The organism is Novosphingobium sp. KN65.2 (assembly GCF_001368935.1).
In the GTDB taxonomy this organism is placed as follows: domain Bacteria; phylum Pseudomonadota; class Alphaproteobacteria; order Sphingomonadales; family Sphingomonadaceae; genus Novosphingobium; species Novosphingobium mathurense.
The window spans coordinates 15777-42137 of record NZ_CCBH010000146.1 but is presented as its reverse complement, the minus strand read 5'-3'; the positions used below and the strand labels follow the sequence as shown (position 1 = coordinate 42137).

Genomic DNA, 26361 nt, shown 5'->3' with positions numbered 1-26361 from the left:
GCATCAGGCCCTTTCGGTTGCAGGGCGGTCACCCGCCTTGGCCATGGCAAGGGCCCCGGCAAGAAGGACCATGCCGATCACGTCGACCGGCGTCAGCAATTCCCCGAAGGCGAGCCAGCCGATCGTGGCGGAGATCGCGGGCTGGGTCAGCAGCGCAAGGCCGATCACCAGCGGCGGGAAGTGGCGCAGCGAATAGACGAGGAAGCCCTGCCCGATAAGCTGACTGGTAAAGGCGAGCGCGATCAGGGGCGTCCAGTTGCCCGGCACGATCTGCTCGCCCAGCAGCCACGCGATCAGCAGCATCAGCGGCACGCTGGCGAACATCGAATTGAACAGCAGCGAATATTGCCCCAGCCGCCCGCGCACCGAATTGAGCATCAGGATGTAGACGGCATAGAAGAAGCCCGCGAGCAGGCAGAACAGGTCGCCCACGAAGTTCGCGTGGCTGATCTCCAGCGAGCCGCCCATCAGCAGTCCGGCGCCGGTCAACGCCGACGTGATCGCCGCCAGTTCCAGCAGGCGCGGACGCCGCCGGGCCGCGATCAGGCCCCAGGCCATCAGGATCACGCTGCCGCCGTTGCCGAACAGCGAGGCATTGCCCAGCTTGGTCCTTACGATGCCGACGTGCCACGCGGCCAGGTCCAGCGCGAAGGCCACGCCCGCCCCCAGCACGATCAACAGGGCCATGCCACCCACCCGGCGCTGCACGGCCGGTTCACGCAGGCTGAGCAGAAACACGAAGGGCATGGCAATCATCAGCCGCCAGTACCCTGCCGCGACCGGCCCCGTATCGGCAAGCCGGACCAGCCACGGCCCCAGCGCCAGCCCACAATTGGCAAGCAGCAGTGCCGCGACGTGCCGCGCCGTCCAGTCGTGACCGGGACGGTGCTGTGGCATGGGAGATGTATCGGTGGTGGCCATCGTCGCGCCCTAGCGGTGCACAGGCCCCGCCGTACATGGCAAAAATTGCATCCGTCCATGCGCCTGCACAGGGAACAGGCAGCGCGCTCACGCTCTATTGCCTGCGGAGGGTTCTTCACGATGCTCGCAACGCTGCGCTCAAACTGGCTGTCGGTCCGGGCAAGCTACTGGTTCTACCCCGCCCTTTTCGCACTGGGCGGGCTGCTGCTGGCACTCGTCCTCGTCCACCTCGACCGCATTGGCGCGAGTCGCTGGCTCAGCGAGACGAACTGGATCATTCCGGCTCGCCCCGAAGGCGCCAACAATATCCTGACGGTCCTGTCCGGCTCTATGATCGGCGTTGCCTCCACCGTCTTCTCGATCACGATCGCGGCGGTCGCCTATGCCAGCGGCACATACGGCCCACGCCTGCTGACCAATTTCATGGAAGACAAGGGCAACCAGCTCAGCCTCGCCACGTTCATCGGCACGTTCGTCTATGCAATCACCGTGCTGCGCGCCGTGCGCTCGCAGGACGAGGCTGCCGTCGGCGCAGTGCCCCCCGCAGCGATGTCGAGTGCCGGCTTCGTGCCGCAGCTCTCGCTGCTGGTCGCTTTCGCGATGATGATCGTGGCGGTGGCGGTCCTGGTCTATTTCCTCCACCACATCCCCGCGAGCATCCGCATCAACACCGTGCTGCAGAACATCGGCGAGCGGCTGCTGCGCGAGATCGACGGGCGCTTTGAGGAATGCGGCGACAGGGATCCGCCGGTACGCCCCCTGCCCTCGGGCACCCCGGTTCCGGCAAGCGAAAGCGGATACGTGCGCCTGATCGAGTTCACGACGCTGGTGGAACTGGCCCGCAAACATGAACTGCTCCTCGCCCTCAAGGTGCGGCCCGGGGACTTCGTCTATCCCGGCGTCCCGCTGGTGCTGGCAGGTGAACGGCAGTTGCCCGATCACCTGGCCCGCTCGGTGCGCGAGGCATTCGCCATCGGCGGCTCGCGCACGTCCGAGCAGGACCTCGAGTTCTCGATCGACGAACTGGTGGAAATCGCCCTGCGCGCGCTTTCACCCGGCATCAACGATCCCTTCACCGCCATCACCGCGATTCACTGGCTCGGCGCCGCCACGGCCGAAATCGGGCGACGGCGCCTGGACATGGAGAAATGGAACCGGGGCGATCCGGATTGCCCGGTCTTCCCGCCGACGAGCGACTTCGCCCATTTCCTCCAGCGCGGCTTTGTGGCCGCGCGCAATGCCGTTGCCAGCAATCGCCTGACGGCCCTTGTCGCGCTGGACGCCCTGGCGACGGCCGCGCGGCAGGTGCTGGGTTCCCACCGGCGCAGGCTGCTGGTCCGCGAGGCCGGCATGCTTGCCGACCTCGCAATCACCATGCTTCCCGATCCGGACGCCGACGAGATCCGCCGCCGTCACGCGGCGATCCTCGCCGAACTGGACGAGGCCGCCTAGGCCGTCTGTTCCTCGCCCCGGGTCTTCCACAAGGACCAGACCACACCGCCCGCGATCAACGCCACCGTGACGCCCAGACTGATGAGCGGCGGGAACTTGGCGCCGCCCAGCAGGAAGTCGGACACGAAGATCTTGCCGCCGATGAACACCAGCACGGCCGCCAGCGCATATTGCAGGTAGTGGAAGCGGTGCACCATCGCCGCCAGCGCGAAGTAGAGCGCGCGCAGGCCCAGAATAGCCATGATGTTCGAGGTATAGACGATAAAGGTGTCGGTCGTGATCGAGAAGATCGCCGGCACCGAGTCCACCGCGAAGACGAGGTCGGCAAGGTTGATGACCACAAGGGCCAGGAACAGCGGCGTCGCGGCCCATGCCACCTTGCCTGCCGCATCGGGCACCTTCACGAAGAAGTGCTCCGCGTGGTGCTCCTTGGTCACGCGCATGTGGGTGGAGATCCACCGTACCACCCGGTTCTTGCCGATGTCCGGCTCATGCTCTCCGGTGAAGAACATCTTCACACCGGTGAACACCAGGAAGGCGGCGAAGATGTACATGACCCAATAGGCAGAGGCGAGGATCGCCGCACCGCCCGCGATCATCAGGCCGCGCAGGACGATCACCGCAAGGATACCCCACAGGAGCGCGCGGTACTGGTATTTGGGCGCAATCGAAAAGAAGCCGAAGACGAGCGAAATGACGAAGACGTTATCGATCGAGAGGGCCTTCTCGATGAAGTAGCCGGTATAATACTCCATGCCTGCGGACGGCCCCTTCTGGAGCCAGACCCAGCCGCCGAAGACCATGGCGATGGCAATGTAGAAGACCGACAGCCTTAAAGACTCGGCAATGCCCATTTCCCGGTCTTCCTTGTGCAGGAAGCCGAGGTCGAAAGCGGTGAGCAGCAGAACGATGGCCACGAAGGCCAGCCAGAACCAGGCCGGCGTTCCCAGCCAGCTTGCAAAAAGGAATTCCATGAAAATGCGCCTGTCCTCTTGAGGAAAAAGGTGCGCCGGCGCGTGAATGGGGGGCTACGCGCCGGCGCTGGGATTACAGGCTCAATCGCCCGGCAATGGGGGGCAAATGCCGGCTGAGCCTGTCCCTTATCCGCGTCTTCATTCTCTTGAGGAGCGCGATCTCGTGCGGATCGGCAAACCGCCGCCCTTGTGCGAGGCGCAGCAGGGCATCGAGGCGCTGTTGGCGCTCCAGCAGGCGGAAAATGCGTTCGGTCATGTCATATCCCTATCGAACAGGTTGTAGGTTCGATCGGATGAGCCAATGCAAGGTTCCGAAGAGCCGGACCGTTGGGGATTCCTCAATCAGCGTTCCGGATCCTGCATCGGTTTCACCCGATGCGGTCCGACATCACGTGGCGCCTGTCCGGCAGAAACGATTGCGTTCCACACCAGCATGCGCCGCGCCAGAGGGGCCCGGCCCGCAGACCCCTTATTAAGACCGAATCGCTCAACTTTCAACATCAATCGGAGCAACTGCGGATAGCTGGCCAAGGATATGCCACGCCATTGCCCGTCCGACTGCGGCTTTCGGCGGTTTGCGCGATCTTAACCGGCGCGCCCTAGCAAGTGGCCATGCGCATGATCGCCCGACTCGCCGCCGCCGCGTCCGCCCTCGCCGCTTTGGCATTGCCCGCCGGTCCCTCGCTGGGGCAGACGGCGCCCTATAGCGTGGCCGAAACGGGCCGCAGCTACACCCGCCTGCAGGACGCGGTGGACGCCATCGGCAACGGCAAGGGCACCATCCTGTTCGCTTCGATGCGCTTTTCCGATTGCGCGGTGCAGACCCAGGGCGAGATCACCTACAAGGCGAAAGTGCCCGGTCAGTCCGTCCTCGATGGCGTTGCCTGCGAGGACAAGGCCGCGCTCGTTCTGCGCGGGCGCAGCGCCGCCGTCGAAGGCATGGTTTTCGCCAATATCCGCGTAGCCGACAAGAATGGCTCCGGCATCCGCCTCGAAGGCGGCAATCTCTCGGTAACGCAGAGCTGGTTCCGCGACAGCGAGCAAGGGCTGCTGGCCGGCGAAAATCCCCAAGGCACGATCGTCATCGACAAGTCCACCTTCACGCGCCTGGGCACGTGCGAAGGCGGCGGCGGTTGCGCCCATTCGATCTATGCCGGCAACTACGGCGCGCTCATCGTCACCCGCAGCCGCTTCGAGGCAGGGGCGGGCGGACATTACGCCAAGAGCCGCGCCCAGCGCGTTGCAATCCTCGATTGCAGCTTCGACGATTCGCGCGGGCGCGGGACCAACTACATGGTCGACCTGCCCGACGGCGCGACCGGCAAGATCGCCGACAACTGGTTCGTGCAGGGTCGCGACAAGGAAAACTATTCCGCCTTCATTGCGGTTGCTGCCGAACATCGCAATCACAGCTCGGAAGGGCTGGAGATCGAAGGCAACAATGCCCGATTCGCCCCGGGAATCGAGCGCAACAGCGCTTTCGTTGCCGACTGGTCCGGGGACAACCTGCGGCTGAGCGGGAATGTCCTGGGCCCCGGCCTCAAGCGTTACGAACGCCGCTGACCGACCAACCTCGGGGTTGCCAGCGCGCGTCATGAGCCTTAGCCGATAGCCATGACTTCGGGTCCGAGTCTCTTCCTGCGCATGCGCCTCTGGGCGGTGCTGCTGCTTGCCGCCATCGGCATGCAGGCGGCCGAACCCATTCGCGCGCCGCTCGAACGGGTCTCCGGATCGGCCTTCAGCGCCGCGACTCTCGACGTGGCGCTGGTCACTGCGCGCAAATCGGAAGCGGCGGCAACACAGGAACTGCCGGCACCGCCGATCACGCGCCTTGCGCCTGCCATGGCCATGCGCCCGGTGGCGGTCGCCGCCGGTCCGCGCCTGCGCCTGCTTCCCGAGGCCCGCGGTCCCCCGCCGCGCCAGCATCCTGCCCGACTACCTGATCTGCGCGGACCACCCGCCGCCTGAACTCGCACGCACCGGCGCCTGTCATGGCGCCTGACGCCAACGATTTCAGGAATGCTTCCACATGTCATTCGAAGATACCGGCGCGATCCGCGCTGACGAGCGTGCGCGCATCGTCAGCCTGCTGACGCGCTACCCCGATCTACCGGCCCCCGAGTTCGATGAACTCAAGACCTGGTTCGAGCGCGCCGCGACGCCGCTCGATCTCGGCCTGATCGCCGGCAACCCCGATGTTGCCGAGCAATACCGGGCCTTCCGCGAATCCCAGATCGACCGCTTCACCCAGCGCGACATCTGGAAGGCCGGAGCCTTTGCGGCGGCGATCTTCGCCGTGTTCGGCGGGATATACCTGCTGATGCCGCACTGACCCGGCAGGCCGGGGCGCGGGGCTTCCCCCCCAACCCCCAACCTCGCGTCCCGGCCGACCTTTCGACCTGGTCACTTCGTCTGCTGAGACGCGGAGTGGCTCGTCACGCCGCAATCGCGGCGCGCGCGCCATACGGAACGCGCTGTCAGAGAATATGCCCGGTACGGTCGCGCTTGGTCTGTAGATAGCGTTCGTTGTGCGGGTTGGGCGGAAGCCGGTGCGGCACGCGCTCGGCCACCGATACGCCCACGGCCTCCAGCGCCTCGACCTTGGCCGGGTTGTTCGTCATCAGCCGGATCTCGTGAACGCCGAGCAGGTCGAGCATGCGCGCGGCGACCGGGAAGTCCCGCGCCTCCGTTGGCAGGCCCAGCCGATTGTTGGCATCGACCGTGTCGAAGCCCTGGTCCTGCAGGCGATAGGCGCGCAGCTTGTTGATCAGACCGATCCCGCGCCCTTCCTGGCGCATGTAGAGCAGCACACCCCAGCCCCCGGCCCGCGCTTCCTCGGCCATGGCCCGAAGCGCGGCGTCCAGCTGCGGACCGCAATCGCACTTGAGGCTGCCGAGGATGTCGCCGGTCAGGCACTCGGAATGCAGCCGCACCAGCGGGGCGCGATCGCCGTCCTGTTCGCCGATCACCAGCGCGACATGCTCACGCAGGTCGTCGTAGGAACGGAACGCGACGATCTCCGCATCCTCGCAGGCCGCGACAGGCAGACGCGCACGCGAGGCGACGGCAAGGCGCGCGGTGTCCTTCCATGCATCCAGATCGGCAGGCGAAACGTCCTGCACGTCTCCGTCCATCGTCGGCGCCACGAGGAAGGCCGGAAGAATTCCGGCCAGGCGCGCGAGTTCCATGGCAGCGCGCGCGACTTCCATGTCATCGATGTGCTCGGCGGCGAAAGGCCCCTTCATCGGATGGACGAGGTCGAGCGCCGGGTCGGAGACCGCACGGGCCGTTTCGAGATCGAAAGGCTCGGCCGCGCGGATCATCACCGGAGCCTCGGGCACGGCTGCCTCGCGCTGGTTGGCCAGCTTGAGCGTGACGGCGCGTGCCGCCGAGATCAGCATGCGCGGCGCGGCGACGTCGGGGCCGAAACCGGTTTCGGCCGGCAGCAGCACCGGGCCGCCGCCGACCCTGATCGGCCAGCCGTGCCGCAACGCATCGAGCGCCAGCGCAACGCGGCGCGGCCCGCTCGCCGGGGTCGAGGCACCCGCCTCGCTCAGAGGTCGAACTCCGTGACCAGCGGCACGTGGTCGCTGGGCTGTTCCCACTTGCGCGTTTCCTCGACGAAACGGTGCGCCGTGGCCTGCCCGGCAAGGTCCGGCGAGGCCCACATGTGATCGAGGCGGCGGCCCTGGTCCTTGTTGCGCCAGTAGCTGCGGTAGGACCACCAGGAATAGTTGCGCTCCGGCGCCGGGATAAACTTGCGGCCAAGGTCGACCCAGCCATGCGCATCCCGGAAGCGGCCCAGCGTCTCCACCTCGATCGGGGTGTGGCTGACGACCTTGAGCAGCGCCTTGTGATCGTAGACGTCGCATTCGAGCGGGGCGATGTTGAAGTCGCCCACGATCAGAGTCGGGCGATCGATCTTGTCCGCCCAAGCCGTCATGCGGGCGAGGAAGTCCAGCTTTTGGCCGAACTTGGGATTGACCTCGCGGTCGGCCACGTCGCCGCCCGCCGGAATGTAGACGTTTTCGAGGATCAGGCCCTTGCCCTGCCCCTGCAGTTCCACGCCGACGTGGCGGGCCTCGCCGTTGTCCTGCCAGTCGTGGCGGCTGTATTCCGCGAACGGCACGCGGCTGACCGTGGCAACGCCATGGTAGCCCTTCTGACCGTGGATCGCGCGATGGGTGTAGCCCAGTCGCTCGAACATCTCGTGCGGGAAGAGGTGCTCGGCAACCTTGATCTCCTGCAGGCACAGGACATCGGGCGACTGTTCAGTCAGGAAGCGCTCGACCTGATCGATGCGAAGGCGGACAGAATTGATGTTCCAGGTGGCAATCTTGAGCATGTCAGGGGCTTTAGGTGCGCGCCGAGCGAATTGCCAGTGCCGCTTGCGATCCTCGCTGCAGTTCCAAAGGAAAACCCTCGACCCGGGGGCAGGGGGTCGAGGGTTCCATAAGCGTTCGTCACGCTAAGCCAGAAGCGCTCTTAAGGAGGCGCGGGCAACAGGGGGGAAACCCGCCTCGAGCCGCTCTGACAAGATCAATCTAGGATCGATTGGCTTGCTGCCAAGTGAACAGAATTAAGGAAAGTGTCGCAGTTTGTCGCAGGTGCCACACAATCAGCGACGAACCGGGGATTCCTATCGACGAGTGCGGCGGCGCGGATCGTTCCAGCGGAAGTCGTTATCCGTCACCGGCACGCCGTAGCGCTGGTTCTTGAGCTGGATCGTCGTGCGCTTGTTCTGCGAATCGAGCGCGACCCAGTAGGTCAGTTCCAGACCGCCCGGCGCCGACGGCTTGCGGGTGAAGATCAGGGTAATCACGCCGTACTCGGGGTGCTTGCTGTCGCGCACCTCGACGCTGACCACGTTGGGGTTGCCGGTGGGCCTGACCGTGCCGAACTTCGCCACGTCGCGGTTGGGATCGAGCAGCGCGCCGAGCGGACTGTTGCTGATCGGCCAGCGCTGGACCTGGTTGACGTCGTAGTCGATCATCGTGAGCGCCTTGCCGTCGCTCACGATCAGCATGTTGACGCTCTTTTCGTACTGGAAACGGATACGGCCCGGACGCTTGAGCGTCAGGGTGCCGGTCACCGACTGGCCCGTGCGATCGGTCTGCACGAAATCCGCGCGCATCGTCGAGATGCCGCGCAGGGCCGTCACCGCCTCGTTCAGCTGGGCGCTTTCGGCGTTCGTGGCGGCAAGCGCCACTTCACCGGGAACGAGGGCTGGAACGGCAAGCGCGGCCAAAGCGGCCGCGCCAACACAGGATCGAAAGGTCATTCGCATTCGTTTCATGGCTATGTCCCTAGGTACACAGCCTTGAACCGACCGTGAACCTTACTTGATCTTGGCTTCCTTGAACTCGACGTGCTTGCGCACGACGGGGTCGTACTTGCGAAAGCTCATCTTCTCGGTCGTGTTCCGCGGATTCTTCTTGGTGACGTAGAAAAATCCAGTGTCGGCGGTGGAAACCAGCCGGATCTTGACAGTTGCGGGCTTCGCCATGGCGTTTTCCTGTAATCTCTGCGTTTCAGCCGCCCTGGCGGCCGGCATGTCCGTTGAAAACAATCGAGGACGGTCAGCAAGGACCGCCCCTCAAGGCTGCGGCCCATGCTTCAGCGTCGGCGCAAAGTCAAGTCGCCCGAGGCCTTTCAGTCCTCCGGAAAGGGCCGGATCGGCTCAAGAACGTCGAATTTCTCTTTCAGCGGCTTGTGATCGAGCGGTTCCATCTCCAGCGACGCCGGATCGACGCGGGTATCCGGCAGCCGATCGAGCAAGTCGCGAATCAGGGTGAGTCGACCCCGGTGCTGGTCGTTGAAGTCCACCAGCGTCCAGGGTGCATGGCGCGTATGGGTCGCCTTGAGCATCTGCGCCCGCGCCTTCGTATAGTCCTCGTACTTGAGCCGGGCGGCCAGATCGACGGGCGAAAGCTTCCAGCGCTTGAGCGGATCCTCGAGACGTTCGAACAGGCGCTCCTCCTGCTGCTCCTGATCGCAGGCCAGCCAGTACTTGAACAGGAGGATGCCGTCCTCGACCAGCATCCTTTCGAAGTCGGGGGCATCGCGCAGGAAAGCCTGGACCTGCGGCTCGGTCGCATAGCCCATGACTTTCTCCACCCCGGCGCGGTTGTACCAGCTGCGGTCGAACAGGACGATTTCGCCCCGGGCCGGCAAGTGCGGGACGTAGCGCTGGAAATACCACTGGCCCTGCTCTCGCTCACTGGGCGCGGACAGGGCGATAACGTGGACCTGCCGGGGATTGAGCTTGGCGGCGATGGCGTTGATCGCCCCGCCCTTCCCTGCCGTATCCCGGCCTTCGAACAGGACCAGGATGCGCGCGCCGGTAGCGGCGGCCCAGCGGGCCATGCCGACCAGTTCCTCTTCCATGGGCTCGAGCAGCTTGTCGTAGGCCTTGCGGCCCAGCTTGTCCTTCTGCTTCTTGCCCATGTCAGATCATTCCCGTTCCAGCATGGCCTGTGGCGATGCGGCCTATGTCAGCAGGTAAAGTGCCAGAGAACCGGCGGCGATGCGATACCACGCGAACGGCGAGAAACCCGAGCGGCTGACGAAAGCCATGAACGCCTTGATCACCACCAGCGCGACCACGAAGGACACGACGAAGCCCACCGCGATCTCGCCCCAGCCGACAGGACCGGCACCTGCCATGAGCTGCTCGCGCGCGCCCAGCAGTTCCAGCGTGGTGGCGCCCATCATCGTGGGCACCGCAAGGAAGAAGCTGAACTCGGCAGCGGTGCGGCGCTCCACACCCATCGCCAGTGCGCCCATGATCGTCGCGCCCGAACGGCTGACACCGGGCACCATGGCCAGGCACTGGGCGAGGCCAATGCCCATGCAGGTCTTCATCGAAAGCTCGGACACGCCGGTCAGCGGCCCCTGCCTGGCCACCTTCTCGATGATGAGAATGGCGATGCCGCCGACGATCAGCGCCCAGCCTACGACGCTCGGCTGACCCAGCAGCCCCTCGATCCAGTCCTTGAGCAGCAGCCCGAGCACCGCCGAGGGCAGGAAGGCCAGCAGGACGTTGCGCACGAAGCGGATCGACACGGGCTCAAGCTTGAGCAGGCCCATGCCCACGGCCCAGAACGTGCGCCAGAACTGCACGATCACGGCCAGGATCGCGCCCAGCTGGATGACGATGTTGAAGGTCGCCCATTGGGCGGCATCGTATCCGAACAGTTCGGTAGCAAGGATGAGATGGCCGGTCGACGAGACCGGCAGAAACTCGGTGAGTCCCTCGACGATGCCAAGGAGAATTGCGGTAAGGGTCAGGTCCATCGCGGCGCAACCAAGCCGCAGCGCCCGGGCAAGTCAAGGCGGCACCCGCTGCAATGCAAAATAGTCAGGTCGAAAAACGGGATGACCTGCTGATCCCCCGCGCAAAAATGCCCGGGACAGGACCTGCCCCGGGCACCGAAATCACCAGATCCGCACGCGTTGGTCGGGCGGGAGGTAGAGCTTGTCGCCCGGCTTGACGTCGAAGGCCTTGTACCATTCGTCGAAATTCCGGACGATGCCGTTGATCCGATAATGCGGCGGCGAGTGCGGGTCGGTCATCAGGTACTGGCGCGCCTGCTCCTCGCGCACCTTCGAACGCCACACCTGCGCCCAGGCCATGAAGAAGCGCTGGTCGCCGGTATAGCCGTCGATCACCGGAGCTTCCTTGCCGTTCAGCGAAAGCCTGTAGGCGCGGTAGGCAAGGCTGAGGCCGCCCAGATCGCCGATGTTCTCGCCCATTGTCAGCTTGCCGTTCACGCAGGTCTTGCCGTCGTCGTAGGGACAGAAGGCATTGTACTGCGCTTCGAGCTTGTCCTGCAGCTTCTGGAAATTGGCCTTGTCCGCAGCCGTCCACCAGTCGCGCAGGTTGCCCGTGCCGTCCGACTTGGCACCCTGGTCGTCGAAGCCATGGCCCATCTCGTGGCCGATCACGCCGCCGATCGCGCCGTAATTGACCGCAGGGTCGGCCGAGAGATTGAAGAACGGCGGCTGCAGGATCGCGGCCGGGAAGACGATCTCGTTGAAGGGCGGATTGTAGTAGGCGTTGACCGTCTCGGGCAGCATGAACCATTCGGCGCGATCGACCGCCTTGCCGATACGGTTCATGTCGTAGTCGTTCTGCCACTTGCCCGCGGCCATCATGTTGCCCAGCGGATCGTTCCCCGTGAAAGTCAGGCCCTCGTATTCCTTGAAGGTAGCGGGCGCACCGATCTTGGGCGTGAAGGCATCGAGCTTGGCCTCGGCTTCCTTGCGGGTCGCCGCGCCCATCCACGACAGGTCGCTCAGGTTGAGCGCCATCGCCTTGCGCAGATTGGCGACGAGATCCTCCATTGCCGCCTTGTTCTCGGGCGGATAGTACTTTTCGGCGTAGATCTTGCCGAGCAGTTCGCCGGCCATCCCCTCGACGGCGCTGATGCCGCGTTTCCAGCGGGGACGCTGTTCGGGCTGGCCGGTCAGCGTCTTGCCGTAAAAGTCGAAAGTCGCATCGTCGATGTCGCTGGGCAGTACCGAAGCGTGGTCGCGCAGGAAGTGCGCCGCCAGCCAGGCCTGCCAGACCGCGACGGGCACTTCGTCGACCAGCTTGATCGCGGCCGGGAGCCCGCCTCCGAAGAGGGTCTGGGCCTTGGCCGCGTCGATCTTGGCTTCCTTGAGCTCCTCGGCCGTCGGCGGAATCTCCGAAGCGATGACGTAGCTCGCCTTGCCCGCGCCCACGGTATCCATGAAGGTCCGCACGAGGCCGGCGGAGCCGAACGCCTCGAAATCGCTCATCGACAGCTTGTTGTAGGTGAGGTCGCGGTTGCGCGCGGCGGCGCGGTCCCAGTCGGCCTGGGCGATGCGCATTTCCAGCGACATGACCGCCTTGGCCGCCGAAGCCGGATCGGCGTAGCCCGCCTTGCCAAGCACGAAAGTCAGGTAATCGAGATACTTGGCACGGATTTCCTGCGACCGCGCATCGTCCTTGAGGTAATAGTCGCGGTCAGGCAGGCCAAGGCCGGTGATGGCGGCCTGCAGCGCGTAGACATCGCTCTGTTTGGGGTCGGCATCGACATAGACGCCCAGCGGCGATGCATAGCCCGGCGAGGCGAAGAGCTTCATCAGGTCGGTCGGCGTCTTCGCCGCGAAGATCGCATCGAGATAGGGACGCGCCGGCTTGAGCCCGGCCGCGTTGATCGCGTCGGTATCCATGAACGCCGAATAGGCGGCCGCGACTCGCGCGGCGTCGGTTCCCGGCGCCGGCTTGGATGCCAGAAGATCATCCATGATGCCGTGAAGGCGCTGGGTTGAGAGTTCCCGCAATTCGTCGAACGAACCCCAGCGGGTGCGGTCGGAAGGCAGTTCGGTGGTCTCGATCCATTTGCCGTTCACGAACGTGTCGAAGTCGTCGCCCGGCTTGACGTCCTTTTCCATCCACTGGGTCTGGACCCCGAAATCGCCCCAATCGGCGGTTGCCGGATTGTCGGCCGCAATCAGCGGGGAGGCGGAAAGACTGAATACGAAAGCTGAAATGGCGGCGCTCGACGCAAGCGCCCTGCCGAGAATTCGAGGCATGCCTGATCCTTTTTCGGATTGTTCGACACGAGACTGAACGAGTCCGGATGACCCGCCAATGAAGCGCAACATAATTTCCTTGTTGCGCAATTCCAGTCTTTTAGGCGTCCTGCGGCGAGCGTTGGTCGGGGCGCATGTCGAATTGCAGCGATGCCAACCGCGCGTAAAGCCCGCCCGCAGCCGAGAGCGTGTCGTGCGTGCCCTGCTCGACGATGCGCCCGTCATCCATGACGATGATGCGGTCGGCCTGCCTTACCGTCGCAAGGCGGTGCGCGATCACGAGCGTCGTGCGGCTCTTCATCAGGCGGTCGAGCGCGTCCTGCACCAGTCGCTCGCTTTCGGCGTCGAGCGCGCTGGTCGCCTCGTCGAGCAGGAGGATCGGCGCCTCGCGCAGCAGCGCGCGGGCAATCGCGATGCGCTGGCGCTGGCCACCGGACAGGCGGGCGCCGTCTTCACCGAGGAAGGTGTCGAGGCCCTGTGGAAGGTCCTTCAGGAACTGCTCGGCATTGGCGGCGCGCGCGGCCTGCCAGATCGCCTCGTCGTCCGCAGTCCAATTGCCGTAACGCAGATTGTCGCGTGCGCTGGCGGCAAACAGTACGCCCTCCTGCGGCACGAGCGCGATGCGCTGGCGGATTTCGGCGGGATCGGCCGATGTCAGCGGCACGCCGTCGATCTTGATGGACCCGCTCTGCGGATCGTAGAACCGCTCGGCCAGCTGGAACAGGGTCGACTTGCCCGCCCCCGAAGGGCCGACGATCGCCACGGTTTCGCCGGGATCGACGGTCAGGCTGAAATCCTTGAGCGCCGCCAGTTCGGGGCGGGTGGGATAGCGGAACGTCACGCTCTCGAAGGCGAGCTTGCCGCGCGCCGGACTGGGCATCGCCTGCGGCCGCGCCGGAGGCGAGATCGCCGGACGCTCGCCCAGCAGTTCGGCCAGACGGCTGGCCGCGCCCGCACCGCGCACGAGATCGCCATAGACTTCGGTCAGCGATCCGAAGGCGCCCGCTACGATGCCTGCCGTAACCACGAATGCCGCGATCGTGCCACCGGTGATCGTGCCTTCCGCAACGCCGACCGCGCCGCGCCACATGATGACGGTGATCGAACCGAAGATGAGGAACATGATGACCGCGGTCATGATCGCGCGGATGGTGATGCGCCGCTTGCCGGTCTCGAAAGTGCGCTCGACCGCCTCGCCGAAGCGGCCCATCTCGCGGCCTTCCTGATTGAAGGCCTGCACCACGCGCAGGGCGCCGAAGACTTCCGAGGTCATCGCGCCGATGTCGGCCACGCGGTCCTGGCTGGTGCGCGAGACCGCCCGCAGCCTCCTGCCGAATGTCGCAATCGGCAAGATCACGAGCGGAATCGCGACGATCAGGCCGATCGTGAGCGTCGGGGCCAGGGCAAAGAGGTAGGCCACGCCGCCGATCGCCATGATCGCGTTACGCAAGGCGACCGAGACGGTCGTGCCGACGATCTGCTCGATGATCGCGGTGTCCGCGGTCATGCGCGAGGCGATTTCCTTGGGACTGTTTTCCTCGAAGAAACTGGGCGAAAGCGACAGCAGGTGGCGCTGGACGCGCAGGCGAATGTCGGCAACGACTCGCTCACCCAGCCAGGAAACGCTGTAGAAACGGATCGCCGTGGCAACGGCCAGAACGGCAACGATGCACAGCAGGGCGATGAACCACTTGCGGATCGCCGTCGGGTCTGCGCCTTCGGCGAAGCCCTGGTCGATTATCTGGCGGAACCCGTAAGGAATCGCGAGGGTAGAGGTCGCCGTGGTGATCAGCGCACAACCGGCAATCGCCATGCGTCCGGGATAGTGGAACAGCTCGCGCCAAACCATGCGCAGCGGCCCCAGACTCTTGCGACGCGGCGATTCCTCGCCTGTCGTCGAGGCTTCACTCTGCGGCGTTAGGGTCTGGCCCGGATTGGCGTCCATGCGCGGCCCCTTACCGCGTTGAGACGCTAAGGGAAAGGCCCGAGTCCCGGGCAAGGCTGCAGGTGCCCACAGGGTCGTACAATTGCTATGCAAAAGACTGAAAATGGAAATGCCGCATTGCACAACAATCGATTCATCCCCAGAATGAAGGGAATCGTCAGGACGGCTGCGTGCGGCGGCCAGGAGATGAACCTTGCTTTACAACATGTATGAATTGCAGCGCACCATGCTTGGTGGCGCAGCGGCTTGGGCTTCGGTCGGTGCCGAAATGCTCACGAACCCGAGCCTTCCCATCGGGTATTCCGGTTTCGGACCGATCATGGCTTCGGCGCTCGAAGTCTTCGCCCACGCGGCATCCCCGCGCGGCAAGCCCGAATTCGACATCGAGACCGTGTCGATCGGCGATGCCACCTACCCCGTCACCGAGGCGATCGTGCTCCACCGCCCCTTCGGCAACCTGCTGCGCTTCGATCACCCGGGCCTGCCCGAAAACGCGCCCAGGCTGCTGATCGTCGCTCCGATGAGCGGCCACTACGCAACTCTCCTGCGCGGGACTGTCGCCCGCATGCTGGAAACGTGCGAGGTCTACATCACCGATTGGGCCGACGCGAAGCTGGTGCCGGCCTCCGCCGGCCGCTTCGATCTCGACGACTACATCGACTACCTTGTCGATTTCCTCCACCACATCGGCCCGGGCACGCACATGCTGGCCGTGTGCCAACCGTCGGTTCCGGCATACGCTGCAGCAGCCATCATGGGCGCCAAGAAGGACCCCTGCCGTCCCGCGACGCTGACGATGATGGGCGGCCCGATCGACACCCGCGAGGCGCCCACCAGCGTCAACGACGTCGCGATGCAGCAGCCGCTTTCATGGTTCGAACACAATGTCATTGCCGAAGTCCCGCTGACCTATCCGGGCAGCGGCCGCCGCGTCTATCCGGGCTTCCTGCAGCTTACCGGTTTCATGGCGATGAACCTGGGCAGCCACATGATGAGCCATTACGGCATGTTCAAGCACCTCGTCGAAGGCGACGGGGAAAGCGCGGCTGCCACCAAGGCCTTCTATGACGAGTACCGCTCGGTCTGCGACATGACCGCAGACTTCTACCTGCAGACGGTCGAGCACGTGTTCCAGAGGCATTCGCTGCCCAAGGGCGAATTCGTCCACCGCGGCGAGCGGATCGACCTGGGTGGCATCCGCGATACCGCGCTGCTCGCAGTCGAAGGCGAGAATGACGACATTTCCGGCATCGGCCAGACCAGGGCCGCCCTGCACCTTGCAACGCACCTGCCGGAAGAGCGCAAGAAGTACTACCTCGCCGAAGACGTGGGCCACTACGGCATCTTCAACGGCAGCAAGTGGCGCAACCGGATTGCGCCGGTCCTGGAAGACTGGATCAGGCAGCACCAGAAAACCGCGCTCAAGGTGGTCGCCTGAAGCGGCCCGCAGGCACCTCTGGCCCGTGAACCGGCGCGCCGGCCTGCCCCGACCGCAGGCCGGCAAGCTGCGGACCTGACTGGAAGTTGCTGCGGGAAAGCGCTATATTAACCCGATGGATTGGAATGTCGGACGGCGAACGGTTCTCAAGGGTGCAATTGCGGCGGGCGCCGGAATTGTCTTGCCCGGTCGCTCACTGGCGGTCGACGCTTCCGCCTCCAGCCTGACTCCCTACGAACGCAAGATCATGGACGTCGCTGCCCGCCAGGCGGAGCGCGTCGGCAACAAGGTCTGGCGTACCGATCTGGTCGGGGTTGCCGATTTCGCCCAGCCCTCGTGGAAACCGCGCCTGCATTTCGCCAATATCGAGACCGGAACCGTCCGCAGCTTCCTGCTCGCACACGGCAGGGGGTCCGATCCGGAGCACAGCGGCTGGCTGCAGCGCTTTTCCAACACGCCAGGCTCCGAAGCCACCTCGCGCGGGGCCTTCCTCACCTGCGAATGGTACAAGGGCAAGTACGGCACCTCGATCCGCCTCGTCGGGCTGGACGAGGACAATTCGATGGCCCTTCAGCGCGCCATCGTCATGCATCCGGCCTGGTACGTCGACCAGACGATGATCGAAAAGTGGGGCAAGCTCGGCCGCAGCGAAGGCTGTTTCGCCATGAGCAATTCGAACTTCAACGAAGCGCTCTGGCACCTTTCGGGCGGACGCCTGCTCTACGCCGACCGGATCGGCGAAGACGAAACCTGGGCGGCTTCCCCGCAAATTTCCGAGCCTGAAGGTTAATCCCTGCAACGCGGGAGCAACCTGCCTCCCCGGCGCGCATCCCGGCACCTGCATTGCAATGCGCTTCGCCGGACCGTACGTCCGCGCCACTGACCGGAGCAGACCACAGATCGATGGACGGGCAAATCGATAACGCTGACTGGCCGCTTTTCGGGTGGGTCGACGATGTGCGTCCCGCTCTGGCGGAGGCAGCGACTGCCGGTCGCCCTGCCGTGCTGGCCACCCTGTACCGCGTCGAAGGCAGCGCCCCGCGCGGTCCCGGCGCGCAGATGGTATTCGACGGTTCTGCCGCGAGCGGCTATTTCTCGGGAGACTGCATCGAAGGCGACGTCGCCAGCCACGCCGCGCGCGTTCTGGCCGACGGCGAGCCGCGACACCTGCACTACGGCGCCGGCAGCCCGTGGATCGACATTCGCCTGCGCTGCGGCGGCGCGCTTCACATCTTGCTCGAGCGCATCCAGCCAGACGACAAAGCCCTGCGCGAACTGCTGCGCCATGCGGCCGAACGTCGGCCCTGCCAGTGGCACAGCGACGGGACGGTGCGCCGTGTCTCGGCGCAGCCCGGGGCGCTGCTGAGCCTGACGGACCGGCCCTTCTCGCTTTCCCGCCGCTACGATCCGCCCCGCAGGCTGATCGTTTCCGGGGGCGATCCCGGCGCCTTGGCGGCGGCGCAGCTCGGCGCCCTTGCCCAGTTCGAAACCTACCTTGTGCGTCCGGACGGCCCTTCCTCCCCGCCACCGTTTCCGGTCTCCGGATACCTGCGGGAAACGCCGACCCAGGCGCTCGAGCGCCTCGGCGTCGATCGCTGGACGGCATACCTTGGTGCCACGCACGAGGATCACCACGATCTGGGCGGATGCCTCGCGGCCCTGCGCGGCCAGGCAGGCTATGTCGGCATGATCGGTGCGAAGTCGCGCGCGGCCGGACGCATGGCCGCTCTCGAAGCTGCCGGAGCGACGCCGCAGGAACTGGACGCCCTGCACCTATCGCCGGGCATCACCGGCCTCGGCAAATCGCCGTGGGAAGTCGCCACCGGCATCATCGCCGAGATCATGCAGGCGCTCAATCCGGCCAAAGAGCGCGCATGACGCGCGTCGCGCTGGTCCTCGCGGCCGGATCGGCGACGCGCTTCGGCAGCGACAAGCTCTCCGCGACGTTGAATGGCGAACCGCTGCTGTTCCATGCCATCCGCGCCGCGCGCGCCGCGCCGGTCAGCCGCGTCATCGTCGTCGCCCGCCCCGGCCTCGAAATCGGGGACTGGCAAGGTTCGCCATCCGTTGACGTCGTGCGCATCGCCAGCGAGGCCCTTTCGCAGTCCTTGCAGGCAGGCATCGCTGCCGCCGCGAGAGCCGAGGGGGCCTACGTCTTCCTTGGCGACATGCCGCACATCCCGCACCATATCGCCAGCCATCTCGCCCGCGCGATCGGCGATGGCTTTGCCGCCATGCCATGCGAGGGCGGTCACCCCGGCCATCCTGTGCTGCTATCCGCCCGCGCCTATCCGGCGATTGCCGGGCTCACGGGCGATCAGGGCGCGGGCAGACTGCTGCGTCAGCGCTCGGACGTTGTCTTCGTCGATTGCACGGACCCGGCGATCCACGCCGATGTCGACGTGCCTGCAGACCTGGCGCAGTTGAGAGGAAACCAGCCGGGCTAAGCGGCGTCAGGCCTGCCCGGTGGCATTGGACAGCAGCGCGGGATCGATGCCCTCGGCTTGCCAGGTCGCGTTCCAGCGATCTTCCACGGGCGTGTCGAACAGCACTTCGGGATGCGGATCGGCCGCGTACCAGCCGTGATGGCGCATTTCCCCTTCCAGCTGCCCGGCGCCCCAGCCTGCATAGCCAAGCGCCATCAGCCAGCGGCTCGGCCCGCGCCCTTCGGCAATGGCGCGCAGCACTTCCATCGAGGCGGAGAGGGCACAGAGCGGCTGCACCGCGATCGTATCTGATCCGCCCCAGTCGGTGGAATGGAGCACGAAACCGCGCCCCGGCTCGACCGGTCCGCCGTTGCAGACTGCACGGTCGGGCGCATCGCCGGGATCGATGCCGAGTTCGCCAAGGACATCATGGAACGTCACGCCTTCGCGGACCTGACCGATGCCGATGCCCAACGCCCCATTCTCGTCATGCACGCACATCACGTTGACCGAGCGCTCAAAACGGGGATCGAACATGCCCGGCATGGCCAGCAGGATCCGGCCGGAAAGATATTGTTCTTCAGTCACTCGGCAATTCTACGCCCTTGGGCAGGCCCGGCAAGCGAGATCGGCATCCGACGCGTTCGATCCGGCGCAAACCTGACTGAAGAACCAAGGAAAACGGAGGTTTTGAAGCGCCGGCCCCCTCCCCCCGAAGGGGACCGGCGCGCCCGTCTCGGAAATAAACCAAGCGGGTCACGAGGGGTAACTAACCGAAAGTTGCAGCGAGTTCCACTGTCGTCGTCAATAACTTGCAAGTATCTCGGTTATGACTATCCAAGCGCGCATGGCCCATGATCGAATTCGTTATCTTGCAAGCACTTCGCTCGTCATCGCAGCTGCGATTGTTTCCACCGTTCCGGCTCATGCCGAGAATGCGGGCGACACGCCCTCCTCACCGATCGTCGTGACCGGGCGCGGGCTGGAGGAAAGCCCTGCGACACCGGCATACGATGTGGAACGGATCGATCGCGACCAGATTGTGACCAGCGCATCGGGCCGGATCGAGGACGTGCTGTCCTCCATCGCCGGGTTCCAGCAGTTCCGCCGCTCCGACAGCCGTTCGTCCAACCCTTCGGCGCAAGGCGTCACCCTGCGCGCGCTCGGCGGCAATGCGTCGAGCCGCACGCTCGTCCTGCTCGATGGCGTACCGGTCGCCAATCCTTTCTTCGGCTACATCCCCCTCAGCGCCCTAACGCCCGACCGGCTCGCCTCGATCCGCGTGACCCGCGGCGGCGGCGCGGGCGCCTTCGGCACCGGCGCGGTATCGGGCACGATCGAACTGACCAGCGCCGGGCCGCGCGACATGGGACCGCTGCAGGCTCTCGCCCTCGTCAACGATCGCGGTGAAACGCAGACATCGGCAACGCTTGCGCCCAATCTCGGGGCCGGCTTCCTCGTTGCCAGCGTCCAGTGGGACCGTGGCCAGGGTTTCTGGACGACGCCCGGGTCGCAGCGTGTCGAAGCCTCATCGCGGGCTGCCTATGACAGCTGGTCGGCCAGCCTGCGCGGCGTCGCTCCGCTCAACGACACCGTCGAACTGCAGGCCTCGGCCATGGCCTATGACGACCGGCGTACCCTGCGCTTCAAGGGCGCGGATTCGACTTCGTCCGGCCAACAGGCCTCGCTGCGTCTCGTCGGCCGGGGCGATTGGCAGTTCGACGTTCTGGGTTATGTCCAGGCGCAGGACTTCTCGAACGTCGTGATCAGCTCGACGCGTTTCGTGAAGGCGCTGGACCAGGCCAAGACGCCGACGACCGCCGTCGGCGGCAAGTTCGAGCTGCGTCCCCCGGTCGGCGACGCGCATGTCCTGCGCATGGGTGCCGACATCCGCCTGACCGAAGGGCGACTGCTGGAAATGCCCTACAGCACTTTCACCGGCGCGCGCACCGCGATCCGCCGGGCCGGTGGCGACCAGTCCGACGTCGGCTTCTACGTCGAGGACGACTGGACGCTCGGCAATCTCGTCCTGACTGCGGGCGGGCGCGCGGACCGCTGGACGATCCGCAACGGTTTCTATCGCGAAATCACGCCCGGCGGCGCGGTCAACGAGGATACCGCCTTCGCCGACCGTTCGGGCTGGACCGGCAATGTGCGCGGCGGCTTCGTGTGGCACGCAAGCGAAACCGTATCCTTGCGCGCAGCCGCCTACACCGGCATGCGCATGCCCACGCTGAACGAACTTTACCGTCCCTTCGTGGTCTTCCCGGTGGTCACGCAGGCCAATGCCGCGCTGAAGCTCGAAAAGCTGCGCGGTTACGAAGTGGGCGTCGACACCCGCCCGTTCGAGGCCCTGACCCTCTCGTTGACGGCTTTCGACAACAAGCTCAAGAATGCGATTGCCAACGTCACCCTCGCCGATGACGGCAACTTGCGCCAGCGCCAGAACGTCGACGCGATCCGCGCGCGCGGTCTGGAGGCAAGCGCCGCGCTCGACCTCGGACAAGTCCAGTTCGACGGCTCGCTGAGCTGGACCGATTCCGAAGTGCAAGCGAGCGGCATCCAGGCTGATCTCGACGGCATGCGTCCTTCGCAGGTTCCCAAGCTTGCGGCCAGCGGCACCATCGCCTGGCTGCCCAGGCCGGGCTGGCGCATCGCGGCGACGGTGCGCCACGTCGGTCGCCAGTTCGAGGACGACCAGCAAACGCAGGCGCTACCTGCCTTCACCACGCTCGATGCCTATGTGAAGGTTCCGGTCATGCCGCTGGTTTCCGTGGTGCTCCGGGGCGAAAATCTCACCGACGAGACGATCATCACCCGCGATCAGGCAGGCTCCATCGACCTCGGCACGCCGCGCACCGTTTGGGCAGGCCTGCGCGTCGGATTCCGGTAGGCTTTCACAAGAGGCTTGCGTCAGGCTCTGGCTCTTCGCGCATCCAGCGCATAAGGAAGCCCGATGTCGCGCATGACCGTCAACGACCGGCCGGTCGCATTCGAGATGGATCCGCAGACGCCCCTGCTGTGGGCGCTGCGCGACGCTGCCAATCTTACCGGCACGAAGTACGGCTGCGGCGTCGGCGATTGCGGGGCCTGCACGGTTCTGGTCGACGGTTCCCCGCTGCGATCGTGCCTGATCACCATTGCCGAATGCGAAGGCCGTTTCGTCAAGACCATCGAAGGGCTTTCGGACGACCGCTCGCACCCGGTGCAACAGGCCCTCGTCGCCGAGCAGGCGATCCAGTGCGGGTTCTGTACGCCGGGCATCGTCATCAATGCCGCGGCGCTGCTGGCGCGCAATCCCGACCCGGACGAGGCGGAAATCAAGCAGGCGATCCCCAACCTGTGCCGCTGCGGCATCTATCCGCGCCTCGTGCGCGCGGTGCAACGCGCCGGCCGGGTCATGCGCCGCGAAGAGACCATCAGCGCGGCGCCGGCTCCGGGCATCACCGCCGAAGACGCGGCGCGGGCCGTCCCCGCGCTGGCGCCCGAACCCGCTGCCGCTGCCGGCACCACCGGCACCGCTACCGACATCCCCCAGGAATAATCAGGAGAAAGCCATGAAGGCGACCATCTGGCATAACCCCAAGTGCGGCACTTCGCGCAAGACCCTCGCCGTGCTCGAGGAAACTCCAGGCGTCGAGGTCGAGGTGATCGAGTACCTCAAGAATCCGCCGAGCGCCGCCAAGCTCGCGCAGCTTTACAAGGATGCCGGGATCACGCCGCAGGAAGGCCTGCGCGTGCGCGGCACCGACGCTGCCGAACGCGGGCTGCCCGATGCCGATGCGCAGACCGTGCTCGATGCCATGGCTGCCGAACCGATCCTGATCGAGCGGCCCCTCGTCGAAACCGACAAGGGCGTCAGGCTGTGCCGTCCGCAAGACAAGGTCCACGAAATTCTCTGAACCTACAGGGTCGTTAACTTGCAAAGGCGGCTGGAATCTGCCACCGCCTTTGCTGCACAAAAATGACGTCAACAATGCGAGAGCTTCCGCCAGCATGACCAGCACAGAGCTTGCCCGTGAGGCACTGCCCCAGAAGTTGAAGCGGAAAATCAAGCGGTCGTTCGGGCCATGGGGCGTCTTCATCGAAGGGTTTCTGCGTAATCCGGTGATGGTCGGTTCGATCGTCCCGTCGTCGCGCTTTACCATCAACCGCATGCTCAAGCCGGTCGACTGGGCGAACTGCAAGCTCTTCGTCGAGTATGGCCCGGGCGTCGGCACCTTCTGCCAGCCGGTCCTCGATCGCCTGCCGCGCGACGGCATGCTGATCGTGATCGACACCAACCCGCTCTTCATCGAATACCTGCGCAAGAACATCAGCGACAGCCGCTTCAAGGCGGTGCTGGGTTCGGCTGCGGACGTCGAGGAAATCGTCAAGGCACACGGCTTCGAAAATGCGGACTACGTCCTGTCCGGCCTGCCCTTCTCGACCCTGCCGGACGGCGTCGGCCCGGCCATCGCCGCGGCGACCTATCGCGTGATCCGCAAGGGCGGCGCGTTCCTGGTTTACCAGTTTACCCCGCGTGCGCGCGATTTCATGGCCCGACACTTCAAGCGCATCGACAACGGCATGGAAGCGATCAACGTGCCGCCGTGCTTCCTCTACTGGGGCTGGAAGGACGAAGACGAGGGCTGAGGCCCTCGCCCTTCCATTTCACTGAATATCTGGAACTGCGCGCCCTCTTGCAGGGTGTCTTGCCTTGCGACTGCTCCGGCGGATCGCGCAGAGACCCCTTCCGTCGAGGCCCCGGCAACGGGGCCCCACGATGACCAGCCTCAGATGAACGGCGCGCTGTCCGCTTCCGGCGAGTTTCCGGCCAACTGGCGGTGGCTCGCAGCTATGATCGCCACGAGATAGAGCGCCATCAGCGCACTCAGGGCGGAACCGACCAGCGCCTCGACGATCAGCGCGACATGGTCGGGCGCCAGCAGCGCCAGGGGTATGCCGATCAGGACGTTGACCATGATCAGCAGGACGATGAACGCGACAATGAACAGGCCGTAGAATGTCAGCAGTCGCGTGGTGTTGCCGGCGGTCAGCTTCCAGGAGCGCAGCAGCGCCGCAATCGGATTGCTGGCCTGCTCCACGGCGACGATGGCTGCGGTAAGCGAGAGCCGCACCGCCACGAAGACGGTTATCGCAGCCACGATGGCAACGCCCACGAACATCCCGGCCATTCCTGCCAGGGCGCCCAGCAGGCCGATCACGGCCAGCGCCACGAGCGCGAGACCAAAGCCGCTCAGCAATTGCGCAAGCAGGTAGGGCACGACACCGCGCAGGCCGCCCTTGATCGCTTCGCCCACCGTGGGCCGCCGACTGCCGTCGAGAAGCCGAAGCAAAGCCAATGTGCCAAGCGCCTGAATGAGGGCCATCGGAATCAGCATGGGCATGATCGAGCTGTAGTAGGTCGTGACCATCTCGACCATCTGCTGCTCGCTCATCCCCGCAGCCGGTTCGGGCTGCGGGAAGAAGATCGCGAAGGCAAGCTGCGGCAGCATGAAGAACACGCCGGCCAGCGCAAGGACCACCTCGCGATTGGCCGAAACCGCACCCGATGCCTGCTTCCAGGCAAGATTGCTGTCGAAATTCATGTTCTACTCCGCATGCCGTCGCACAGGCGCCAGCCTAAAGACACTTGATAACCGCAGGGAATGCCGCCACGCAACGCGGCATGACGATCCCAGACACCCTTCCCGGTGATATCGAGCTGCGGGTGAGCCGCGAACCGGTGCCCTACCGCGCCGCGCTGGAGGAAATGCAGCTGCGCAATGCGGCGATCGCCGCCGGCGAAGCGCGCGAGCTGATCTGGCTGCTGGAACATCCGCCGGTCTATACCGCGGGGACCAGCGCAGCCTCCGCCGAACTGCTCGACCCGCGCTTCGAAGTCGTCGAGGCCGGGCGCGGCGGGCGCTACACCTACCACGGCCCCGGCCAGCGCGTCGGCTATGTCCTGCTCGACCTGAAGAAGCGCGCCCGCGATGCGCGCGGTTTCGTCCATGCCGTCGAAGGCTGGGTCATCGACACCCTGCGCGACTTCGGCGTCGAGGGCTTCCGCAGCGAAGGCCGCATCGGCATCTGGACGCAGGACATCGATGGACGCGAGGCGAAGATCGGCGCGATCGGCGTACGCATCCGCAAATGGGTGACGATGCACGGGTTTGCCGTGAACATCCGCCCCGACTTGTCGCATTTCACCGGCATCGTGCCTTGCGGTATCGAGGAATTCGGCGTTACCAGCCTTGCACGGCTTGGTCATGACGTCGATTTCGACACATGGGACAAGGCGCTGATCGCACGGGCCGATTCGTTCCTGGCCGCGCTTGAACGTCCCTGCCCGCCCGCCGCCGGCAAACCGGAGACCCATGAATGATGCACCGGCATTTGAAGTTCTGGACGGCCCTCTCGATCGCTGGCGCTGCGGCGTTGAGCCTCGGCGGCTGCAAGGACGATGCCTCTGCACCGAAGGAAGCCGCAGGCGACAAGCTGCTGCCCCGCTCGGTGACCGACGACATGCTGCCCTACGACACCGTGCGCTCGCAGTCGCCGCTGGCCAATCCGGAAGCGGCGGCAAGCGGCGATAGCAACGCAAAGCCGACCACGTCGGACGCCACCGCGGCGGCCGACGAGGCTCAGGTCGCGGCACAGGAAGCGACCGCGGCCGAAGCGGCGGAGCCCGCCGGGCAGGCCGACTAGGCCGGACGCAGCAAGGCCGACAGGCGCTGCCCCTCGCAACCCGCGTCACTCTCGTCTGCCGCATCGATGAGTTGCCGCGCCATCGCCAGGTGCGTGCGGTCGATCATGCAGCCCTGAAACGGCAATGAAGCCTGATCGGGGTTGGCCGATAAGAGAGCCAGGATCTCGCGGGCCCGCGACAGCTCCTCCCCGCTCGGGGTAAAGGCGGCGTTGATCGTTGCCACCTGCCCGGGATGAATCGCGAACATTCCCGCGAACCCTTCGGCGCGCGCCTGCCGCGCCGCGTCTGCCAGCCCGCGTTCGTCCTCGAACCGCTCGTAAGGCGCATCGACGGCCACGGTCCTGCTCGCATGCGCCGTAAGGACCGTCTGCGCCCGCACGAGGCGCGCCGCATCGCTCCACCTGCCCTCATCGCCGTGCAGGTGCCTGCAGCCCATGGCGACACCGAGGCTCCCAGCGTTCCAGGTCAGTCCGAACAGCCGCTGGTGCGGCGCATCGAGATATTGCCCCATGCCGAACAGGCCGCGCGGGCTATCGCCGGCAACGGGCATGATCTGCACCGAGTTGGCGGCGATTCCATTGGCCTGCTCCAGTTCGTAGATTTCACTGGCAAGCTGCCGGACCGCGTCCGGGCCAGTCGCTCCGGGCAGGATGATGCCGTCAGGGGCGCCGGGCATGATCGCCAGCAGGTCATCGCGCGACAGCCCCGAATCGAGCGCATTGATGCGCACCCAGCGCCCCATGCGGCGGTGTTCGAGAAGATTGCGGCGGTGAACCGATAGCCACTCGCACGCCATGGCGCGTGCTTCGCGCCTTGCCGCGTCGGGCACTGTATCGGCAAGATCGACGACGACCACGTCTGCCCCCGTGCCCATGGCGAGACCCAGACGCTTCTCGCTGCTGCCCGGGACAACGAGCCAGGACCTGTACTTCATCTTCAACGACCCG

28 protein-coding genes are annotated in these 26361 nt (G+C 65.5%); 14 read left to right on the top strand and 14 right to left on the bottom strand.

Annotated elements, in window-relative coordinates; all coding sequences use genetic code 11:
- Positions 1-3: 3 nt before the first annotated feature.
- Positions 4-921 (bottom strand): DMT family transporter, encoded by a 918-nt coding sequence (locus SPHV1_RS10295; RefSeq protein WP_054945950.1) that lies wholly within the window; start codon positions 919-921, stop codon positions 4-6.
- Between the two features lie 120 nt (positions 922-1041).
- On the opposite strand from SPHV1_RS10295, the gene SPHV1_RS10290 reads away from it, so the two are divergent.
- On the top strand, positions 1042-2373 hold the full coding sequence (locus SPHV1_RS10290) for a DUF2254 domain-containing protein (RefSeq protein ID WP_054946020.1): 1332 nt from the start codon (positions 1042-1044) through the stop codon (positions 2371-2373).
- Here the strand turns inward: SPHV1_RS10290 and SPHV1_RS10285 are convergent.
- On the bottom strand, positions 2370-3347 hold the full coding sequence (locus SPHV1_RS10285; protein WP_054945949.1) for a TerC family protein: 978 nt from the start codon (positions 3345-3347) through the stop codon (positions 2370-2372). The two genes, SPHV1_RS10290 and SPHV1_RS10285, sit on opposite strands and share 4 nt — an antisense overlap.
- A 73-nt stretch (positions 3348-3420) precedes the next feature.
- Positions 3421-3603: a hypothetical protein gene (locus SPHV1_RS10280; RefSeq protein WP_054945948.1), complete on the bottom strand. Its 183-nt coding sequence runs from the start codon at positions 3601-3603 to the stop codon at positions 3421-3423.
- Positions 3604-3959: 356 nt separating this feature from the next.
- Here SPHV1_RS10280 and SPHV1_RS10275 point away from each other — a divergent pair, with 356 nt between their 5' ends.
- The 3 genes from SPHV1_RS10275 to SPHV1_RS10265 all read left to right on the top strand — a co-directional run bounded on the left by SPHV1_RS10275 (position 3960) and on the right by SPHV1_RS10265 (position 5679).
- Positions 3960-4910, top strand: coding sequence for a hypothetical protein (locus SPHV1_RS10275; RefSeq protein ID WP_054945947.1), 951 nt, complete (start codon positions 3960-3962; stop codon positions 4908-4910).
- Positions 4911-4961: 51 nt separating this feature from the next.
- Complete coding sequence (locus SPHV1_RS10270) at positions 4962-5315, top strand: hypothetical protein (protein WP_054945946.1); 354 nt, start codon at positions 4962-4964, stop codon at positions 5313-5315.
- A 61-nt stretch (positions 5316-5376) separates the two neighbouring features.
- Complete coding sequence (locus SPHV1_RS10265) at positions 5377-5679, top strand: hypothetical protein (RefSeq protein WP_054945945.1); 303 nt, start codon at positions 5377-5379, stop codon at positions 5677-5679.
- A 145-nt stretch (positions 5680-5824) separates the two neighbouring features.
- Here SPHV1_RS10265 and ribA read toward each other — a convergent pair whose 3' ends face one another.
- The 8 genes from ribA to SPHV1_RS10225 all read right to left on the bottom strand — a co-directional run bounded on the left by ribA (position 5825) and on the right by SPHV1_RS10225 (position 14856).
- Positions 5825-6904 carry a GTP cyclohydrolase II gene (gene ribA, locus SPHV1_RS10260; protein ID WP_054946019.1) on the bottom strand — a complete coding sequence of 360 codons (1080 nt, stop codon included), beginning with the start codon at positions 6902-6904 and terminating at the stop codon, positions 5825-5827.
- On the bottom strand, positions 6901-7692 hold the full coding sequence (gene xth, locus SPHV1_RS10255) for an exodeoxyribonuclease III (RefSeq protein ID WP_054945944.1): 792 nt from the start codon (positions 7690-7692) through the stop codon (positions 6901-6903). Before xth ends, ribA begins: the two co-directional genes overlap by 4 nt.
- 294 nt (positions 7693-7986) lie before the next feature.
- The gene (locus tag SPHV1_RS10250) at positions 7987-8628 is read right to left on the bottom strand and encodes an outer membrane lipoprotein carrier protein LolA (protein ID WP_079730198.1); all 642 of its coding nucleotides are present in this window, start codon (positions 8626-8628) and stop codon (positions 7987-7989) included.
- Positions 8629-8685: 57 nt separating this feature from the next.
- Positions 8686-8853, bottom strand: coding sequence for a 50S ribosomal protein L33 (rpmG, locus tag SPHV1_RS10245; protein WP_054945942.1), 168 nt, complete (start codon positions 8851-8853; stop codon positions 8686-8688).
- A 146-nt stretch (positions 8854-8999) separates the two neighbouring features.
- Positions 9000-9794, bottom strand: a complete 795-nt coding sequence (gene ppk2, locus SPHV1_RS10240; protein ID WP_054945941.1) for a polyphosphate kinase 2 — start codon at positions 9792-9794, stop codon at positions 9000-9002.
- Positions 9795-9836: 42 nt separating this feature from the next.
- Complete coding sequence (locus SPHV1_RS10235; RefSeq protein ID WP_054945940.1) at positions 9837-10643, bottom strand: undecaprenyl-diphosphate phosphatase; 807 nt, start codon at positions 10641-10643, stop codon at positions 9837-9839.
- 141 nt (positions 10644-10784) lie between these two features.
- Positions 10785-12911 (bottom strand): M13 family metallopeptidase, encoded by a 2127-nt coding sequence (locus SPHV1_RS10230; protein WP_054946018.1) that lies wholly within the window; start codon positions 12909-12911, stop codon positions 10785-10787.
- 100 nt (positions 12912-13011) lie between these two features.
- Complete coding sequence (locus SPHV1_RS10225) at positions 13012-14856, bottom strand: ABC transporter transmembrane domain-containing protein (RefSeq protein WP_054945939.1); 1845 nt, start codon at positions 14854-14856, stop codon at positions 13012-13014.
- A gap of 193 nt (positions 14857-15049) precedes the next feature.
- Here SPHV1_RS10225 and SPHV1_RS10220 point away from each other — a divergent pair, with 193 nt between their 5' ends.
- The 4 genes from SPHV1_RS10220 (at position 15050) to SPHV1_RS10205 (ending at position 18741) form a co-directional block, all read left to right on the top strand.
- Positions 15050-16294 (top strand): polyhydroxyalkanoate depolymerase, encoded by a 1245-nt coding sequence (locus SPHV1_RS10220; protein WP_079730194.1) that lies wholly within the window; start codon positions 15050-15052, stop codon positions 16292-16294.
- Positions 16295-16475: 181 nt separating this feature from the next.
- Positions 16476-17084, top strand: coding sequence for a murein L,D-transpeptidase catalytic domain-containing protein (locus SPHV1_RS10215; protein ID WP_231634618.1), 609 nt, complete (start codon positions 16476-16478; stop codon positions 17082-17084).
- Positions 17085-17197: 113 nt separating this feature from the next.
- A complete protein-coding gene (locus SPHV1_RS10210) occupies positions 17198-18172 on the top strand; it encodes an XdhC family protein (protein WP_054945936.1) in 975 nt (324 codons plus the stop codon).
- The gene (locus SPHV1_RS10205) at positions 18169-18741 is read left to right on the top strand and encodes an NTP transferase domain-containing protein (protein WP_054945935.1); all 573 of its coding nucleotides are present in this window, start codon (positions 18169-18171) and stop codon (positions 18739-18741) included. Before SPHV1_RS10210 ends, SPHV1_RS10205 begins: the two co-directional genes overlap by 4 nt.
- 6 nt (positions 18742-18747) lie before the next feature.
- Here SPHV1_RS10205 and SPHV1_RS10200 read toward each other — a convergent pair whose 3' ends face one another.
- Positions 18748-19257: a YqgE/AlgH family protein gene (locus tag SPHV1_RS10200; protein ID WP_231634627.1), complete on the bottom strand. Its 510-nt coding sequence runs from the start codon at positions 19255-19257 to the stop codon at positions 18748-18750.
- Positions 19258-19567: 310 nt separating this feature from the next.
- Between SPHV1_RS10200 and SPHV1_RS10195 the strand changes: the two genes are divergently transcribed.
- From SPHV1_RS10195 to SPHV1_RS10180, 4 genes are all read left to right on the top strand, one after another.
- Entirely contained in the window at positions 19568-21613 is a 2046-nt protein-coding gene (locus tag SPHV1_RS10195) for a TonB-dependent siderophore receptor (RefSeq protein ID WP_054945933.1), read from the top strand.
- 63 nt (positions 21614-21676) lie between these two features.
- Positions 21677-22264 (top strand): (2Fe-2S)-binding protein, encoded by a 588-nt coding sequence (locus SPHV1_RS10190; RefSeq protein WP_054945932.1) that lies wholly within the window; start codon positions 21677-21679, stop codon positions 22262-22264.
- Between the two features lie 13 nt (positions 22265-22277).
- A complete protein-coding gene (arsC, locus tag SPHV1_RS10185; protein WP_054945931.1) occupies positions 22278-22622 on the top strand; it encodes an arsenate reductase (glutaredoxin) in 345 nt (114 codons plus the stop codon).
- A 94-nt stretch (positions 22623-22716) separates the two neighbouring features.
- Positions 22717-23355 (top strand): class I SAM-dependent methyltransferase, encoded by a 639-nt coding sequence (locus SPHV1_RS10180; protein WP_054945930.1) that lies wholly within the window; start codon positions 22717-22719, stop codon positions 23353-23355.
- A gap of 140 nt (positions 23356-23495) precedes the next feature.
- Here SPHV1_RS10180 and SPHV1_RS10175 read toward each other — a convergent pair whose 3' ends face one another.
- A complete protein-coding gene (locus SPHV1_RS10175; protein ID WP_054945929.1) occupies positions 23496-24311 on the bottom strand; it encodes a glycerophosphoryl diester phosphodiesterase membrane domain-containing protein in 816 nt (271 codons plus the stop codon).
- Between the two features lie 80 nt (positions 24312-24391).
- Here SPHV1_RS10175 and lipB point away from each other — a divergent pair, with 80 nt between their 5' ends.
- Together lipB and SPHV1_RS10165 are read left to right on the top strand one after the other, a co-directional pair.
- Positions 24392-25090 (top strand): lipoyl(octanoyl) transferase LipB, encoded by a 699-nt coding sequence (gene lipB, locus SPHV1_RS10170; protein ID WP_054945928.1) that lies wholly within the window; start codon positions 24392-24394, stop codon positions 25088-25090.
- Positions 25087-25413 carry a hypothetical protein gene (locus SPHV1_RS10165; protein ID WP_054945927.1) on the top strand — a complete coding sequence of 109 codons (327 nt, stop codon included), beginning with the start codon at positions 25087-25089 and terminating at the stop codon, positions 25411-25413. Before lipB ends, SPHV1_RS10165 begins: the two co-directional genes overlap by 4 nt.
- Here the strand turns inward: SPHV1_RS10165 and SPHV1_RS10160 are convergent.
- Positions 25410-26348: a CoA ester lyase gene (locus SPHV1_RS10160; RefSeq protein WP_231634617.1), complete on the bottom strand. Its 939-nt coding sequence runs from the start codon at positions 26346-26348 to the stop codon at positions 25410-25412. The genes SPHV1_RS10165 and SPHV1_RS10160 overlap by 4 nt on opposite strands.
- Between the last annotated feature and the right edge of the window lie 13 nt (positions 26349-26361).

Excerpts from the sequence above, each read along its gene's own strand:
- SPHV1_RS10295 (WP_054945950.1), bottom strand. The coding sequence starts at position 921 with ATGGCCACCACCGATACATCTCCCATGCCACAGCACCGTCCCGGTCAC.
- SPHV1_RS10290 (WP_054946020.1), top strand. The coding sequence starts at position 1,042 with ATGCTCGCAACGCTGCGCTCAAACTGGCTGTCGGTCCGGGCAAGCTAC.
- SPHV1_RS10285 (WP_054945949.1), bottom strand. The coding sequence starts at position 3,347 with ATGGAATTCCTTTTTGCAAGCTGGCTGGGAACGCCGGCCTGGTTCTGG.
- SPHV1_RS10280 (WP_054945948.1), bottom strand. The coding sequence starts at position 3,603 with ATGACCGAACGCATTTTCCGCCTGCTGGAGCGCCAACAGCGCCTCGAT.
- SPHV1_RS10275 (WP_054945947.1), top strand. The coding sequence starts at position 3,960 with ATGCGCATGATCGCCCGACTCGCCGCCGCCGCGTCCGCCCTCGCCGCT.
- SPHV1_RS10270 (WP_054945946.1), top strand. The coding sequence starts at position 4,962 with ATGACTTCGGGTCCGAGTCTCTTCCTGCGCATGCGCCTCTGGGCGGTG.
- SPHV1_RS10265 (WP_054945945.1), top strand. The coding sequence starts at position 5,377 with ATGTCATTCGAAGATACCGGCGCGATCCGCGCTGACGAGCGTGCGCGC.
- xth (WP_054945944.1), bottom strand. The coding sequence starts at position 7,692 with ATGCTCAAGATTGCCACCTGGAACATCAATTCTGTCCGCCTTCGCATC.
- SPHV1_RS10250 (WP_079730198.1), bottom strand. The coding sequence starts at position 8,628 with ATGACCTTTCGATCCTGTGTTGGCGCGGCCGCTTTGGCCGCGCTTGCC.
- rpmG (WP_054945942.1), bottom strand. The coding sequence starts at position 8,853 with ATGGCGAAGCCCGCAACTGTCAAGATCCGGCTGGTTTCCACCGCCGAC.
- ppk2 (WP_054945941.1), bottom strand. The coding sequence starts at position 9,794 with ATGGGCAAGAAGCAGAAGGACAAGCTGGGCCGCAAGGCCTACGACAAG.
- SPHV1_RS10235 (WP_054945940.1), bottom strand. The coding sequence starts at position 10,643 with ATGGACCTGACCCTTACCGCAATTCTCCTTGGCATCGTCGAGGGACTC.
- SPHV1_RS10230 (WP_054946018.1), bottom strand. The coding sequence starts at position 12,911 with ATGCCTCGAATTCTCGGCAGGGCGCTTGCGTCGAGCGCCGCCATTTCA.
- SPHV1_RS10225 (WP_054945939.1), bottom strand. The coding sequence starts at position 14,856 with ATGGACGCCAATCCGGGCCAGACCCTAACGCCGCAGAGTGAAGCCTCG.
- SPHV1_RS10210 (WP_054945936.1), top strand. The coding sequence starts at position 17,198 with ATGGACGGGCAAATCGATAACGCTGACTGGCCGCTTTTCGGGTGGGTC.
- SPHV1_RS10205 (WP_054945935.1), top strand. The coding sequence starts at position 18,169 with ATGACGCGCGTCGCGCTGGTCCTCGCGGCCGGATCGGCGACGCGCTTC.
- SPHV1_RS10200 (WP_231634627.1), bottom strand. The coding sequence starts at position 19,257 with ATGTTCGATCCCCGTTTTGAGCGCTCGGTCAACGTGATGTGCGTGCAT.
- SPHV1_RS10195 (WP_054945933.1), top strand. The coding sequence starts at position 19,568 with ATGGCCCATGATCGAATTCGTTATCTTGCAAGCACTTCGCTCGTCATC.
- SPHV1_RS10190 (WP_054945932.1), top strand. The coding sequence starts at position 21,677 with ATGTCGCGCATGACCGTCAACGACCGGCCGGTCGCATTCGAGATGGAT.
- arsC (WP_054945931.1), top strand. The coding sequence starts at position 22,278 with ATGAAGGCGACCATCTGGCATAACCCCAAGTGCGGCACTTCGCGCAAG.
- SPHV1_RS10180 (WP_054945930.1), top strand. The coding sequence starts at position 22,717 with ATGACCAGCACAGAGCTTGCCCGTGAGGCACTGCCCCAGAAGTTGAAG.
- SPHV1_RS10175 (WP_054945929.1), bottom strand. The coding sequence starts at position 24,311 with ATGAATTTCGACAGCAATCTTGCCTGGAAGCAGGCATCGGGTGCGGTT.
- lipB (WP_054945928.1), top strand. The coding sequence starts at position 24,392 with ATGACGATCCCAGACACCCTTCCCGGTGATATCGAGCTGCGGGTGAGC.
- SPHV1_RS10165 (WP_054945927.1), top strand. The coding sequence starts at position 25,087 with ATGATGCACCGGCATTTGAAGTTCTGGACGGCCCTCTCGATCGCTGGC.
- SPHV1_RS10160 (WP_231634617.1), bottom strand. The coding sequence starts at position 26,348 with ATGAAGTACAGGTCCTGGCTCGTTGTCCCGGGCAGCAGCGAGAAGCGT.